Raw genomic sequence first — 13,168 nt, forward strand, 5'->3', positions numbered from 1 at the left:
AATAATTTTTATAGACGGAATCAATAATAGTCAGAAAATATTAGAAAAATCTGTAACTTTCGGCTTCTTAATTTTTTAATTCAGTTTGAAATTTCTCATCATTATTCCGGCGCATAACGAAGAAAATAATATTTCTCCTTGTCTAGAATCTCTGAAATGCCAGAGTTTTCAGGATTTCGTTTGTATTGTTGTGAATGATGGCTCGACGGATAGAACTCAACAAATTGTTGAAGATTTTATATCCAAAACTTCAAATTTTAAAGTTTTAAATTTACCAAAATCAGAGCACCAGCCTGGCGCAAAGGTAGTGAGAACTTTTAATAAAGGTTTAGAAACTGTTGATTGGAAAAGTTTTGATGTGATTTGCAAATACGATGCAGATATAGTTTTTTCTCAGAATTATCTAGAGAAAGTCAACCAAATTTTTGAATCAAATCCAAAAGCAGGAATCGTTTCTGGTTTAGTTTATATTAGAAATTATAAACAAAATCCTGAGATCAAAAACCTGAGAAATCCGAATGAAAATTGGGAAGATTTCAGTAATAAAAATCAAGATTGGGTTTTCGAAAATTTATCTTCCAAAAATCACGTTCGTGGTCCGATAAAAGCTTATAGAAAAGAATGTTTTGAAAATATGGATGGTTTAAGAACTGTTTTAGGTTGGGATAATTTGGATATTTTATTGGCTAAAAAAAATAATTGGGAAATCATCACAATTCAAGACCTTTGGGTAAAACATTTGCGCCCAACAGCTTATAAATACAAAGACCAAAAGGCCGAAAAATTAGGTCAATACTTTTATAATATTGGGTTGAATTTGCCATTGGCAATGATTTCTTCTGCTAAATCCAGTTTTAGAAATCATTCGGCAAAAGAGTTTTGCATTACAATTAATTCTTTTCTGAAACAAAAAGATAAACGAAATTTAAGCAAAGAAGAAATCCAATTTATTCGAAATCTGCGTTGGAAAGAATTTTTCAAAAACTTTGGTTTATGAAAAGAATTGCTTACGTAGAACTCGATACACACGCAGAATTAGCAAATAATTTCTATGAGCTAACTAAAGGTTCTCAAGATATTTCTATTGATTTTTATTTTTCTGAGAAAGTTTTTAAGTTGTTAAACATTCACGAGAAAAATGTTTACCTAACGGATTATTCTCAGCTTTTGGAGACGCTGGAAAAGGGAACGTATTATTTGATTATTATTGGGACTGTTCATCGTCACTTTATTTTCTATCAAGCGATTGTAAAGAAATTTAATACTGCAATTCTTGTTCATAATTTGAATTTTACCAAAGCTTCAAAATGGGAATTGTTTAAAAGTATTTTTAAGAAAGATTTCAAATACAGACTCAAATTATTCTTAAAAGAAGGACTTTTGGAAGCTCCGAAAGTTTATCAACAGTCAAAATATCTTTTAGGAATTGATGAAGTGGTTTCCCAGAAAAGTAAGCTCGAATTTTTACCGATTTATTTTAATCAATTTAAATCTCAAAATTCAGAAAAAGAAACAATCAGAATTGTTATTCCTGGCGCTGTTTCGCAAAGTAGGAGAGATTATGATTCATTTCTTAACAAACTGAAAAACTTTGAAAATATTGGAATTAATTATGAAATTATTTTCCTTGGAAAAGCTTCTGGGAAAGAATTAGAAAAATTAAAGTCAATTGTAGATAAACTTCCGCAATTCATTACAATACAGTTTTTTGAAAACAAAATTCCTCAGCAAGAATTTGATGATTGGATGAAGAAATCAGATCTTTTATATTGCCCAATTCAGAATGAAACTGAATTTTTCTCTGTCAAAGAAATCTATGGTAAAACTAAAATCAGTGGTAATATTGGAGACGCTGTTAAATACGCAAAATCTGCTATTTTTCCAGAATTTTATCAATCGGATTTAGAATTCATTATCAAAGAAAAAAAGGATTTACAATCACAATTTTATGAAGTGAAAAATCAAATATTTGATTTTCAATTATATTCATTAAAGAATGTTTCAAAAAAATTAGCGATATTGGTTGATGAATTAATTCATAAAACTATTTAGATGAAAAACCACACACTAATAGCCATTATTTCTCTAGCAATTCTGACATTGACCCATTTGATTTATATATTTCCTCAGATTGGATTTTCACAAAATATCTATACAATAACGAGTATGTTGCAGGTTTTGGCTTATGCAGGCTTAACTGCTTTTTTCATTAAATTATATCAAAAACAGAAATAATATGAATGAAGAATTTAATGAATTGTTTGATATCAAGGAGGACGATGGCAAGAAACCAATCGTTCAAATTACCACTCAAAAAGTTATAATTCACACTTTGATAAGAGCTGTGAGTCTTATAGTTGGAGCAGCTTCAACTTGTGTGCTTTTGTTTATTGCAGCTTATGATTCGCAAGTTTTTCTGGGAGTTTTGGCACTGATATTAGTTGTTGGATGGTTAACTTTTATGATAATGGAATCAGTTAGATTGAAGAAAAGTAATAAAATTCAACTGTCACAAGCTAATTCGATTTTGATTGGGATTGCAGCATTGATGATTTTAATGTTGATTGTAAATATCAGATAGATTATTTTTGAAAGCTTTTTCTTAAAACGACTTTCGATCTTCTCAAATGTTTAATGGAATTAAATCTAACTCTTTCGTTATACAAAAACCAACCGCCAATACAACCTATTGCGCTTCCAATTAATATTTCTAACAATCTCATTTGAAGTAAATAATCGGGATTAAGTGAAGTAGAACTTCCGGTTTCAGCAAGCAGAATTCCCATTGGTGTGAGAAACATTACAGCTAATGCATAATGTCTTGTAATCAACATTTCTACAATGATTTGTAAAGCAATTATACAAACGCAAATTAGAAATGGAGAAGTGACAAATGAGAAAATTAACCAAGCAATTCCAAGTCCGATTGTGGTTCCGATAATCCGGTGCAAACCACGTTTCCAAATATGATATTGGTTCACGCCTTGCAAAACTGCCAAGCTGGAAATCGGAATCCAATAAGGATAATCGAGGTTAAAAAACTTTCCAATAAAAACCGACACCAACATACAAATTCCGATAATAAGAGATTCTACAAGATTCACATAAGGATTGATATGAAAAGTAGTGAGATTTTTTTTAGTTTCTTTTTTTAAATTTAAAACGCAGTAAATTAGACAAATAAGACAAGCACTCACAGTCCCAATGGTGAAAATTCCTATTCGTTTAGGAATTAATTCCGGATGATGCGGAAGTCCAATTGCCATAGAAGCCATCATTATAAAGAAAAAACTTCCCGGCGGTTTTAGATTAAAATATCTTGTAGTATAATAAGCAATTGCCGAAAAAATCCCGAAAACTAAAGCCCCAATCCAAAGATTAAAACTAAAAGTCAATCCCAAACCGTAAGAAATAATCATCCCAAAAGAGCAGACAAACATTTTCATCATCGTCTCTATAAAATCATTGCTTGTTGGGATATAAATGATTACCAAACCTGCCAAACTAGCAGTAAGAGCAGATTTGATATCCCCTAAAAAGTAACCAAACATCAACGGAATTCCGACTGCCAATCCAGCTAAAAATGGAACGTGCCAACTTCTAGGCGAAGGTTTTAATTTGAAAAAAGAAAGAATTTCTTTCTTGATATAGTCGGATTTCAAGATTACTTTGATTGATTTTTAGAGTATTATTAGATTCAATATTTCATTTGCAAAATTAGCCTATAAATGTCGAAATTCAAACTTTCAGGAAATGAGAAATTGCATAAAAAACGCTATTTTTGTTATCTTAAAATTTTGAGAATAGAATGGATTATTTGAAAGGATTGAATGAACCTCAGTTAGAAGCAGTTACCACCTTGGAAGGACCTTTGATGGTTTTGGCTGGTGCAGGTTCTGGTAAAACACGTGTACTTACGATGAGAATTGCGCATCTGATTACGAATGGAGTAGACCCTTTCAATATTTTATCTTTGACTTTTACCAACAAAGCAGCGAAGGAAATGAAAGAACGTATCGCAAAACTCGTAGGAGATAGCAATGCGCGTTCGCTTTGGATGGGAACTTTTCACTCGGTTTTTGCGAGAATTTTGAGAAGCGAAGGTCATCATCTCGGTTATCCTTCCAATTTTACAATTTATGATATGCAAGATGCTCTGAACGTGATGAAAAAAGTCATAAAGGATATGAGCATCGATTCAGAAATCTATAAAGCGAAGAAAGTTTTATCAAGAATTTCTCAGTATAAAAACAATCTTATCACGGTTAACGCTTATTTCAACAATCCGGAATTGATGGAGGCTGATGAGAAAGCGAATATGAAACACATGGGCAATATTTACAAAAAATACGTCGAAGCTTGTTTCAAAAATGGCGCGATGGATTTTGATGATTTGTTATTGAAAACCAATGAATTACTTACTCGTTTTCCAGAAGTTTTAGCAAAATATCAAGATAGATTCAGATATATTTTGGTGGATGAGTATCAGGATACGAATCATTCTCAGTATTTGATTGTCAAAGCTTTAGCTTCAAAATTCGAGAATATTTGTGTGGTTGGAGACGATGCTCAATCAATTTACTCTTTCCGTGGTGCGAATATCCACAACATCCTGAATTTCAAAAAGGATTATCCTGATGCAGTGACGGTTTCTTTAGAACAAAATTACCGTTCGACTCAAAATATCGTGGATGCGGCAAATGTTGTTATTTCTAAAAACTTACAGCAATTCAAAAAAAATGTTTTCAGTGAGAATGAGGTCGGAGATAAAATCAAAGTTTACCGAAGTCTTTCTGATGCGGATGAAGCAAATTTCGTTTCTGCTAATATCTTCGAATTACACAATACACAACAACGACATTACTCTGATTTTGCAATTCTTTACAGAACCAATTCGCAGACTAGAGCTTTTGAAGATGCACTCAGAAAAAAGAATATTCCGTACAAAGTTTATGGCGGATTGTCTTTCTACCAAAGGAAAGAAGTAAAAGATTTGTTGGCTTATCTTCGTATTTTGGTTAATGAAAATGACTCCGAAGCTCTATCAAGAATCATAAATTATCCGGCAAGAGGAATTGGAGAAACTACTCAAAATAAATTGGTTGTTTTTGCAGATTCTCAGAATGTTCCTGTTGCTCAAGTTCTTGATAATCTTGGGTTTTATGCGCCACAATTAGGTCTTAATAATGGAATTTTGACCAAGTTAGGCGATTTTTGGGCAATGATAAAAGCCTTCCAAGTGATGTTGAAAACAGAAAATGTTTACGATGTTGCGATGGAAGTGGCAAAACGAAGTGGTTTGATTAAGTTTTTAAAAGAAGATGCAACGCCGGAAGGGATTTCCCGAGTAGAGAATATTCAGGAATTGCTGAACTCGATGCAGGGTTTTATCGATGAGCAAATTCAGATTGAAGGTGGCGACCCGAGTTTGTCCAATTTTATGGAAAATATTGCCTTGTCGTCTGATACTCAAAATGATAAAGATAATGATAAGAATGTAGTTTCGTTGATGACGATTCACTTGTCGAAAGGTTTGGAATTTCCAGTAGTCCATTTAGTTGGACTCGAAGAAAATCTTTTTCCAAGTTTTATGAGTTCATCCACAAGAGAAGAATTGGAGGAGGAAAGACGTTTGTTTTATGTGGCATTGACAAGAGCGGAGAAGCAAGTTTTCTTCACTTACGCTGTTTCCAGATTCCAATGGGGAAAAATTACCGACGCAGAACCATCCAGATTTTTGAGCGAAATAGACAACAAATATGTAGAAATGATAAATCCTGTGGCGGAATTGAAATTTATCAATCGTTCGGGAATCAATTCTAATATCTTTGATGACACGCCTTCAGAACCTCGATTTTTCAAAAAGAAGGAAGAAAAGAAAACAATTGAACGAAATGTAAATACGCCTGTTCCAAAACAGTTGAAACCAATTGCTACGGCAAGAATCATCAATCCAAGCGGTTCGTCTTCAGAAGATATTCAGGTAGGAGATAACGTGAGACACGACCGTTTCGGAATTGGGAAAGTAGAATTTTTGGATGGAACCGACCCTCAAAATATCAAAGCAAAAGTCATTTTCAAAAATGAAGGCGAGAAAAATCTTATCTTGAAATTTGCTAAATTGACCAAAATATAACTCAATATCACATTAATAAATGATTCGAGCAAAAAACATACACAAATCTTATGGAACTTTGGAGGTTCTGAAAGGTGTTGACATTCATATAAAGCCAAGTGAAGTAGTTTCTATTGTGGGAGAATCTGGAGCTGGAAAATCTACCTTGCTTCAGATTCTGGGAACATTGGATAATCCTTCTGATATTGAAAAATTCGGAACTGAAATCTCTTTGGATGGCAATTCTTACCTGAAAATGAAAGACAAAGAATTGTCCAAATTCCGAAATAGAAATATTGGTTTTGTATTCCAGAATCATCAATTATTGCCCGAATTTACGGCGCTGGAAAACGTTTTGTTACCTACAAAAATTGGTGGGATTCCTGAAAAAGAAGTGATTGAAAAAGCACATTCTCTTTTTGAAGATTTGAACATTGCCAGCCGATTGCATCACAAACCATCAGAGTTATCCGGTGGAGAAGCACAAAGAGTTGCGGTTGCAAGAGCATTGATTAATTCTCCAAAAATTATCTTCGCCGATGAACCAACTGGGAATCTTGATTCCAAAAATGCAGATGCACTTCATCAATTATTTTTTGATTTGAGGGACAAATATCAACAGACTTTTGTGATTGTAACACATAATTCTGTTTTGGCAGAAAGTACCGATAGAAAGTTGGTTATGAAAGACGGACAGATTGTTTTGTAATTCATTAATTGAGAAATATTATTTGGCTTAATTAGCCGTTTAGATTGAAAAACACATTTCCTTGAAAACATTTTTACTAATATTTTTATCGTTTTTCTTGATTTCCTGCGAAGTCAAATCTCAGGAAAATCAATCATTTGTATCAGTAAAATCAAAAAATAATCTTTCTCAAAAAATATCTGATTTAAAGACATTTATACGAGATTCGGATTATAATCAGGATAAAGCTTTTTTGATTGATTTCTCAATTCCGTCTTCACAATTCAGGTTTTTTGTCATCGATTTGAAAACCGGAAAAGTTATCCAAAAAGCTTTGGTTGCTCACGGTTCTGGTTCTGAAGCCGGGAAACAGAAAGAACAATTGAAATTCAGTAATCAAAATAATTCCCGCTGTTCATCTCTTGGAAAGTATGCGATTTCGGAAAAATATAAAGGTCAATTTGGTTTGTCGTATAGATTGGACGGACTGGATAAAACCAATAGCAATGCAAGAAAACGAGCAATTGTTCTTCACAGATTAGATTGCGTTCCAGATAAAGAACAAACAGAAGAAATCTGTCTAAGTTGGGGTTGTCCGATGGTTTCTGACAATTTCTTTAAGATTTTGGAACAGCACATTGATAAATCGGATAAAAACATAATTCTTTACGCTTACAATTAATCCTGATAAAGTATGAAAATAATTGTTCAAATTTTAAAATGGATTTCAATTTCAATTCTTGGGATATTTGTTATTCTTGTGATTACATTTTTTGTTTATGAAGGATTTTTCTATAAGAGAGAAATGAATCATATTAAAGAAGATTTAAATAAAATTGAAAATGTAGAAGTTATAGAAATTTGGGGACACGAAGATGTAACTTTGGAAGAAGTTTCTACACGTTTAAGAATCAAAAATAAAGGCGAAATTGTTTTATACGGCTTAAGTAAAGATGTTTTTAATTATCCTGAAAATATACAAGTAACTGAAATTGGAGGATATTCATTTACAACATTTTCTTGCAATGGTGGAATAGGCTCAAATATAAATATTGGAAATGAAAGTGAATTATTTCCATTAATTAATAAAGAATTTAAAACTGTGAAAGATGTAATTGAGAATTATGATTTTATTTTAGAGAAAATCAAAAATTTAAAAAAGTCTCCAGAAATAAACTATTTTGAATCACAAAATTCCGAAAATTACATTTTAGTACATAACAAAAAGTCAGTTGATCAAGACCCAATTTTTAATTTAGTTGGTGTTGAAAGCTTGTTTGATTATGCAAAGACATTGAAATGGAATAATCCTAATTGTTATTATAATAAAAATTAATAAAACTTTAAAAATTTTAAACTTTGAACCTAAAATCCCTTGCGGAAGACGACCGCCCAAGAGAAAAATTCCTGTTGAAAGGGAAAGCTTCAGTTTCGGATTCGGAGTTGTTAGCTATCATTATGGGAAGCGGAAATAGGGAAGAGTCTGCTGTAGAATTAGCAAGAAGAATTTTAAATTCAGTAGAAAATAATTGGCATAGACTAAGTCAATTGACTATCAAAGATTTGATGAAATTCAAAGGAGTAGGCGAGGCAAAAGCCATTTCTATTGCAACGGCTTTGGAAATCGGAAATAGAAAATCTCAGCAGGAAGTTCTGGAAAGACAACAAATCAGCAGCAGCAAAGATGTTTTCGAAGTTTTGCAACCACATCTTTCGGATTTGTCAACAGAGGAATTTTGGGCTGTTTTTCTGAATCATCAAAATAAAATCCTCTACAAAACTTGTCTTTTCCGAGGTGGAATTGCAAGTTCTGTAGCTGATGTACGAGTTATTTTCAAGACAGCATTGGAACATTTTTCAACAAGAATCATTGTCGCTCATAACCATCCAGCAGGTAGTTTGAAGCCAAGTCAGGAAGATATTACTATAACCAATAAAATAAATGAAGCGGGGAAATTATTGGATATCGAATTACTGGACCACATCATTATTACTCAAAATAAATTTTATAGTTTTAAAGAAGAAGGGGTTTTATGATTAGACGGCTGAAATATCAAGAAATTGATTTTGAAAAATATAACAGATGTATAGAAAATGCTGTTCAGAAGAAATTTTACGCTGAACGTAGTTTTTTAGACATTAGCACAAACAAAAAGTGGGATTTGCTGGTTTATAAGGATTATGAAGCTGTAATGCCTGTTCCCTTGATTTATAAATTCGGGATAAAAATCGTTATCAATCCTAAACTTTGCCAGCAATTAGGCATCTTTTCTGAAATTGATTCTGTAGAGATTAATGATTTGTTTTATGACTATTTTGTTAAAAAATATTCTATTTTGTATTATGGATTCAATGATGTCAATTCTTTTTCAAAACCCTTGAAAAAAAGAAATAATTTCTTAATTTTTCCTGACAACTATGAAACTGTAAGACAAAAATATTCTCCTAAAAGAAAAAGAAAACTTAGACTAGATCAAGAAGTTTTAGATAATTCAGAAATTATTAAAAATTTTGATTTAGAAGAGATTAAAGATTTTATCAGAAGTACAGGTTTAGGAGCAGATGCTAAAGATTTGGAGCAGTTTATAAATCTTTTATCAAAATTTCATCTCAATGATAAGTTAGATTTCTACGGTTTTTTTTATCATCAAAAGCTCATCAATATGATTGCTATTTATAAAGAAAATTATTCTTTGGCGCTTTTAGGAACTTATAATGAAAGAGACTCTGTGAAATTGAGCGGATCATCTTATTTAATTGATAAAGTAATTTCTGAAAATATAGAATCCAAAATTTTCGATTTTGAAGGAAGTGAAATACCTGCCGTAGAAGAATTTTTCAGAGGTTTTCGTCCAGAATTGAGGCCTTATCCTTGTATCCAGGTTAGCAAAAAAGATTTAATCTTACAGATTATTAAGAAATCGTTGTTTCTCAATTAAAAATTCTTTATTAAAGCAAAAAGTATTAATTTTGCAATCCGATTTCAGATATGTTTGATTCAGATTATTTACCATACGCTGTTGCAGTTATCATCGCATTGCCATTCTTGGTTTTTGCGAAACAATTTGTGAACAGTTTTGTAAGACTCAAAAAACAGGAAATTAATTTTTTGGCAACCAAATCAAATAGTGAAATCAAACTTCAGGCTTTGGAAAGAATGACTTTGTTTTTGGAAAGACTCAAACCATCCAATCTTGTGATGAAGTTCGACAAAGGTCTTCAGCCTCACGAATTCGTTTTTCTAACTGAAAAAAATATTACAGAAGAGTTCGAGTATAACGCTTCTCAGCAACTTTACATTTCAAAATCTTCCTGGCAAGATATCTTGACAAGTAAAAACAATGTTATCCAAGCCCTTCATAAAACCTATGAAGAACTGAATGAAAACTCAAAATTAGAAGACTTCAAAACTGTTTTCTTGATGAGTTATCTTAACTCCGAAGATTATATTTCGGACACCATCGAAAATCTTAGAAAAGAACTTAACAAAATAATATAAAATAAACATGATTCCTAGTTTTAAAGCACATCCTTGGCACGGGATTTCTGCGGGAGAAAATTCTCCAGAAGTTGTAAACGTTTTTGTGGAAATCGTTCCAACGGACACTATAAAATATGAAGTAGATAAAGAAAGTGGTTATCTGAAAGTGGATCGTCCACAAAAATTCTCCAACATTATTCCTGCGATGTACGGTTTCGTTCCAAGAACATATTGCGAAGATGAAGTTAAGAATTTGGCTGTTTCAACTGGCGCAACAGACGTTACAGAAGGCGATCACGATCCTTTGGACATCTGCGTTCTTAGTTCGCACAACTTCACTTCGGGTAACATTCTTTTGCAGGCCATTCCAATCGGAGGTTTCCAAATGATTGACAAAGGAGAAGCAGATGACAAGATTATTGCAGTTTTGGTAGAAGATCAGGTTTATGGTCATATCAGAGATATTTCTGAGTTGCCAAAAGCAGAAGTTAACCGTTTGTTGCACTATTTCTTGAGCTACAAAAACTTGCCAACAGAACCTGCAAAAGTGAAAATCGATTTGGTGTACGGCGCAGATCAGGCAAAACAAGTCATTATTGCTTCACAAAAAGATTATACAGACAATTTCGTTGAAAAATTGAAATAATCAAAAATACCAAATGCCATCTTTTATAAGGTGGCATTTTTTGTTTATATTTATTTGGGCGCCTTTATCCGTCCCCCGTTCCCGCTTTTTTCTTTTCAAGAAAAAGAGTTCCACTCAGGCCAGGGCGCGCTTCGCCAAGGTCGAAGATTTGCCAACAATTAGAAAATTAAAACGGTTATAGAAGTTTTCCCGTAAGAAACAATCCTGCAACGGAGAAATAGATAATTAATCCTGTAACATCCACAAGCGTCGCTACAAAAGGAGCAGAAGAAGTCGCTGGATCGAGCTTCAGTTTTTTAAGAATAAAAGGAACCATGGATCCGGAAATAGTTCCCCAAAGAACAATTAACATCAAAGAAATACCGATACTCAATCCAACAAAAGTCCAATGTTCTCCATAATTGAAGAGTCCGACTTGTTGCCAGAAAGCTATTCTCATAAACCCAATAATACCCAAAATACTTCCCAAGAAAATCCCTGTGAAGATTTCTTTCTTCATCACATACCACCAATCTTTCAGTCCAATTTCTTGCAAGGCCATTGCACGAATGATCAATGTTGCAGCCTGTGAACCCGTATTTCCTCCGCTCGAAATAATCAGAGGAACAAATAACGCTAAGACAACAGCTTTCTGAATTTCGTCTTCGAAATATCCCATTGCAGAAGCAGTCAACATCTCAGAAAAGAAAAGAACCACCAACCAAAAACCACGTTTCTTAACCATTTCGAAAACCGAAGTTTGTGTATAAGGAAGATCTAACGCATCCAAACCTCCAAATTTCTGGATATCTTCTGTATTTTGAGATTCGATTTGATCTAAGATATCATCAATAGTTACAATTCCTACCAAAACACCATTTTCTGTGATAATTGGTAATGCACTTCGGTCATATTTCTCAAAATACGGAACTGCATCTTCTTTGGAGGTCGTGGTTTTAATGGCTACAAAATGATCATCACAAAGTTCAGAAATCAACTGTTCTTCATCTGCCAATAGGAGAGAACCTATTGTAATATCATCTATCAAACGGTTTCTTTCATCAACAACGTAAAGAAAATTGAGCGTTTCTACTTTCTTTCCAACTTTTTTGATTTGTTGAAAACATCTTTTTACAGTCCATTCTTTTCGGATTTGGACATAATAAGGCGTCATCAAACGTGCGATTGAATCCGCTTCATAACCTAAAAGTTTTAGGGCAACTCTACGTTCTTGCGGATTAAGAAGATTGATAGAATATTTGATTAATTCATCCGGAAAATCCTCAAAAAGTTGAGTTCTGTCATCAGGCGACATTTCATTCAGGATGTCAGAAACTTCGTGACTTGCAATACTTCTGATAGTATCTTCTTGAAAATCAGGATCAAGATGTGAGAAAACTTCTGCCTTCTCAGATCTTGGCAATTTCAAAAACTGCAAAATACGCTCTTCCGCTGGCAATTTACTCAGAGATTCGGCGATATCCGCAGGGTTTAATATGACTTCTTGATTCTCGATACTTAACTTTTTTGCATTGCAAAAGTATTAAAATCTTAAGAAAAAAAGTATTAAGATTACGTAAAATTACGATGCTTTTCTTAGAAGAACTTGTCTATTTCGGAGTTCTTTCTCCATTTTTCGGATGGCGCCTTTTGTACCGATTATCACAGAGTTTTCCGCACTTCCAAGTAATCTTGCGTTTCCTTTGTACGTATCATAAGAAGTTTCCATTACAAAATCACCGTTTGAATCATATAACTTCAAACTGACAACTACTTGATTAGAAAATACATACTTTCCAAATCCTACTTTGAAATATTTAACTTTTGGTATCACAGCTACATCTGCATTATTGTTTTTACAGATTTCTTTTACCATGTTAGAGTCTACTTCATCAAAAGGAATAGACGTGTTTACTTGTAAATATTTTACACTTCCAAGGGATTTCATTTTGTCGGAAGTCGCATTATAGAAAGCCGAAAATGTAGGATTTTTGATCTCATTAATATCCGGAAATACCTCAGGTTCAAAGTAAAGAACAGTTTTTATCCCATTAATTTTTGCATCTTTATTAAAATAAAGAAGACTATCTCCGTAACTGGCGCAGGAAACCAAAAAGCAAAGGATAAAAACAGAATAAAAAGAGTAATTTTTCTTCATCGTATTGATGCTGCAAAAATACAACCAAATTTCCTTATTCATCATAAAAATTTAAGATTTTTTAACAGAAACATTTTTTATTTTTTCAATGTAACCATTCA

General features: G+C 32.9%; 15 protein-coding genes. 12 read left to right on the forward strand and 3 right to left on the reverse strand.

Going from position 1 to position 13,168, the window contains the following annotated elements; translation table 11 throughout:
- Positions 1 to 85 precede the first annotated feature (85 nt).
- Genes V7P73_RS09085 through V7P73_RS09100 form a run of 4 tightly spaced genes read left to right on the forward strand, consistent with a single transcriptional unit; the run spans position 86 to position 2,581 of the window.
- The gene (locus V7P73_RS09085; protein ID WP_333852900.1) at positions 86 to 997 is read left to right on the forward strand and encodes a glycosyltransferase family 2 protein; all 912 of its coding nucleotides are present in this window, start codon (positions 86 to 88) and stop codon (positions 995 to 997) included.
- Complete coding sequence (locus V7P73_RS09090; RefSeq protein ID WP_333852901.1) at positions 994 to 2,052, forward strand: hypothetical protein; 1,059 nt, start codon at positions 994 to 996, stop codon at positions 2,050 to 2,052. The genes V7P73_RS09085 and V7P73_RS09090 overlap by 4 nt, the downstream gene beginning before the upstream one ends.
- The gene (locus tag V7P73_RS09095) at positions 2,053 to 2,235 is read left to right on the forward strand and encodes a hypothetical protein (RefSeq protein WP_333852902.1); all 183 of its coding nucleotides are present in this window, start codon (positions 2,053 to 2,055) and stop codon (positions 2,233 to 2,235) included.
- Position 2,236: 1 nt separating this feature from the next.
- Positions 2,237 to 2,581, forward strand: coding sequence for a hypothetical protein (locus V7P73_RS09100; RefSeq protein WP_333852903.1), 345 nt, complete (start codon positions 2,237 to 2,239; stop codon positions 2,579 to 2,581).
- A gap of 1 nt (position 2,582) precedes the next feature.
- Here the strand turns inward: V7P73_RS09100 and V7P73_RS09105 are convergent, their stop codons facing one another.
- A complete protein-coding gene (locus V7P73_RS09105; RefSeq protein ID WP_333852904.1) occupies positions 2,583 to 3,662 on the reverse strand; it encodes an FUSC family protein in 1,080 nt (359 codons plus the stop codon).
- Between the two features lie 146 nt (positions 3,663 to 3,808).
- Between V7P73_RS09105 and V7P73_RS09110 the strand changes: the two genes are divergently transcribed.
- From V7P73_RS09110 to V7P73_RS09145, 8 genes are all read left to right on the forward strand, one after another.
- Positions 3,809 to 6,136, forward strand: coding sequence for an ATP-dependent helicase (locus tag V7P73_RS09110; protein ID WP_333852905.1), 2,328 nt, complete (start codon positions 3,809 to 3,811; stop codon positions 6,134 to 6,136).
- A gap of 19 nt (positions 6,137 to 6,155) precedes the next feature.
- The gene (locus V7P73_RS09115; protein WP_333852906.1) at positions 6,156 to 6,824 is read left to right on the forward strand and encodes an ABC transporter ATP-binding protein; all 669 of its coding nucleotides are present in this window, start codon (positions 6,156 to 6,158) and stop codon (positions 6,822 to 6,824) included.
- Between the two features lie 61 nt (positions 6,825 to 6,885).
- On the forward strand, positions 6,886 to 7,485 hold the full coding sequence (locus tag V7P73_RS09120) for a murein L,D-transpeptidase catalytic domain family protein (RefSeq protein ID WP_333852907.1): 600 nt from the start codon (positions 6,886 to 6,888) through the stop codon (positions 7,483 to 7,485).
- A gap of 12 nt (positions 7,486 to 7,497) precedes the next feature.
- Positions 7,498 to 8,139: a hypothetical protein gene (locus V7P73_RS09125; protein WP_333852908.1), complete on the forward strand. Its 642-nt coding sequence runs from the start codon at positions 7,498 to 7,500 to the stop codon at positions 8,137 to 8,139.
- Positions 8,140 to 8,162: 23 nt separating this feature from the next.
- Positions 8,163 to 8,840: a RadC family protein gene (gene radC, locus V7P73_RS09130; protein ID WP_333852909.1), complete on the forward strand. Its 678-nt coding sequence runs from the start codon at positions 8,163 to 8,165 to the stop codon at positions 8,838 to 8,840.
- Positions 8,837 to 9,742 carry a hypothetical protein gene (locus V7P73_RS09135; protein ID WP_333852910.1) on the forward strand — a complete coding sequence of 302 codons (906 nt, stop codon included), beginning with the start codon at positions 8,837 to 8,839 and terminating at the stop codon, positions 9,740 to 9,742. The genes radC and V7P73_RS09135 overlap by 4 nt, the downstream gene beginning before the upstream one ends.
- A 50-nt stretch (positions 9,743 to 9,792) precedes the next feature.
- On the forward strand, positions 9,793 to 10,302 hold the full coding sequence (locus tag V7P73_RS09140) for a DUF7935 family protein (protein WP_333852911.1): 510 nt from the start codon (positions 9,793 to 9,795) through the stop codon (positions 10,300 to 10,302).
- A 7-nt stretch (positions 10,303 to 10,309) separates the two neighbouring features.
- Positions 10,310 to 10,930 (forward strand): inorganic pyrophosphatase, encoded by a 621-nt coding sequence (locus V7P73_RS09145; protein ID WP_333852912.1) that lies wholly within the window; start codon positions 10,310 to 10,312, stop codon positions 10,928 to 10,930.
- A 175-nt stretch (positions 10,931 to 11,105) separates the two neighbouring features.
- Here the strand turns inward: V7P73_RS09145 and mgtE are convergent, their stop codons facing one another.
- Both mgtE and V7P73_RS09155 read right to left on the reverse strand, forming a co-directional pair.
- Positions 11,106 to 12,425 (reverse strand): magnesium transporter, encoded by a 1,320-nt coding sequence (gene mgtE, locus V7P73_RS09150; protein ID WP_333853082.1) that lies wholly within the window; start codon positions 12,423 to 12,425, stop codon positions 11,106 to 11,108.
- Positions 12,426 to 12,491: 66 nt separating this feature from the next.
- Complete coding sequence (locus V7P73_RS09155; protein ID WP_333852913.1) at positions 12,492 to 13,112, reverse strand: pyruvate decarboxylase; 621 nt, start codon at positions 13,110 to 13,112, stop codon at positions 12,492 to 12,494.
- Positions 13,113 to 13,168: the final 56 nt, after the last annotated feature.

The organism is Epilithonimonas sp., from assembly GCF_036780765.1.
Taxonomy (GTDB): domain Bacteria; phylum Bacteroidota; class Bacteroidia; order Flavobacteriales; family Weeksellaceae; genus Epilithonimonas.

What these genes read in the sequence shown, in the direction of transcription:
- V7P73_RS09135 (WP_333852910.1), top strand. Translation starts at nt 8,837, where the DNA reads ATGATTAGACGGCTGAAATATCAAGAAATTGATTTTGAAAAATATAAC.
- V7P73_RS09145 (WP_333852912.1), top strand. Translation starts at nt 10,310, where the DNA reads ATGATTCCTAGTTTTAAAGCACATCCTTGGCACGGGATTTCTGCGGGA.
- V7P73_RS09090 (WP_333852901.1), top strand. Translation starts at nt 994, where the DNA reads ATGAAAAGAATTGCTTACGTAGAACTCGATACACACGCAGAATTAGCA.
- V7P73_RS09155 (WP_333852913.1), bottom strand. Translation starts at nt 13,112, where the DNA reads ATGATGAATAAGGAAATTTGGTTGTATTTTTGCAGCATCAATACGATG.
- V7P73_RS09110 (WP_333852905.1), top strand. Translation starts at nt 3,809, where the DNA reads ATGGATTATTTGAAAGGATTGAATGAACCTCAGTTAGAAGCAGTTACC.
- V7P73_RS09095 (WP_333852902.1), top strand. Translation starts at nt 2,053, where the DNA reads ATGAAAAACCACACACTAATAGCCATTATTTCTCTAGCAATTCTGACA.
- V7P73_RS09100 (WP_333852903.1), top strand. Translation starts at nt 2,237, where the DNA reads ATGAATGAAGAATTTAATGAATTGTTTGATATCAAGGAGGACGATGGC.
- V7P73_RS09125 (WP_333852908.1), top strand. Translation starts at nt 7,498, where the DNA reads ATGAAAATAATTGTTCAAATTTTAAAATGGATTTCAATTTCAATTCTT.
- V7P73_RS09140 (WP_333852911.1), top strand. Translation starts at nt 9,793, where the DNA reads ATGTTTGATTCAGATTATTTACCATACGCTGTTGCAGTTATCATCGCA.
- V7P73_RS09115 (WP_333852906.1), top strand. Translation starts at nt 6,156, where the DNA reads ATGATTCGAGCAAAAAACATACACAAATCTTATGGAACTTTGGAGGTT.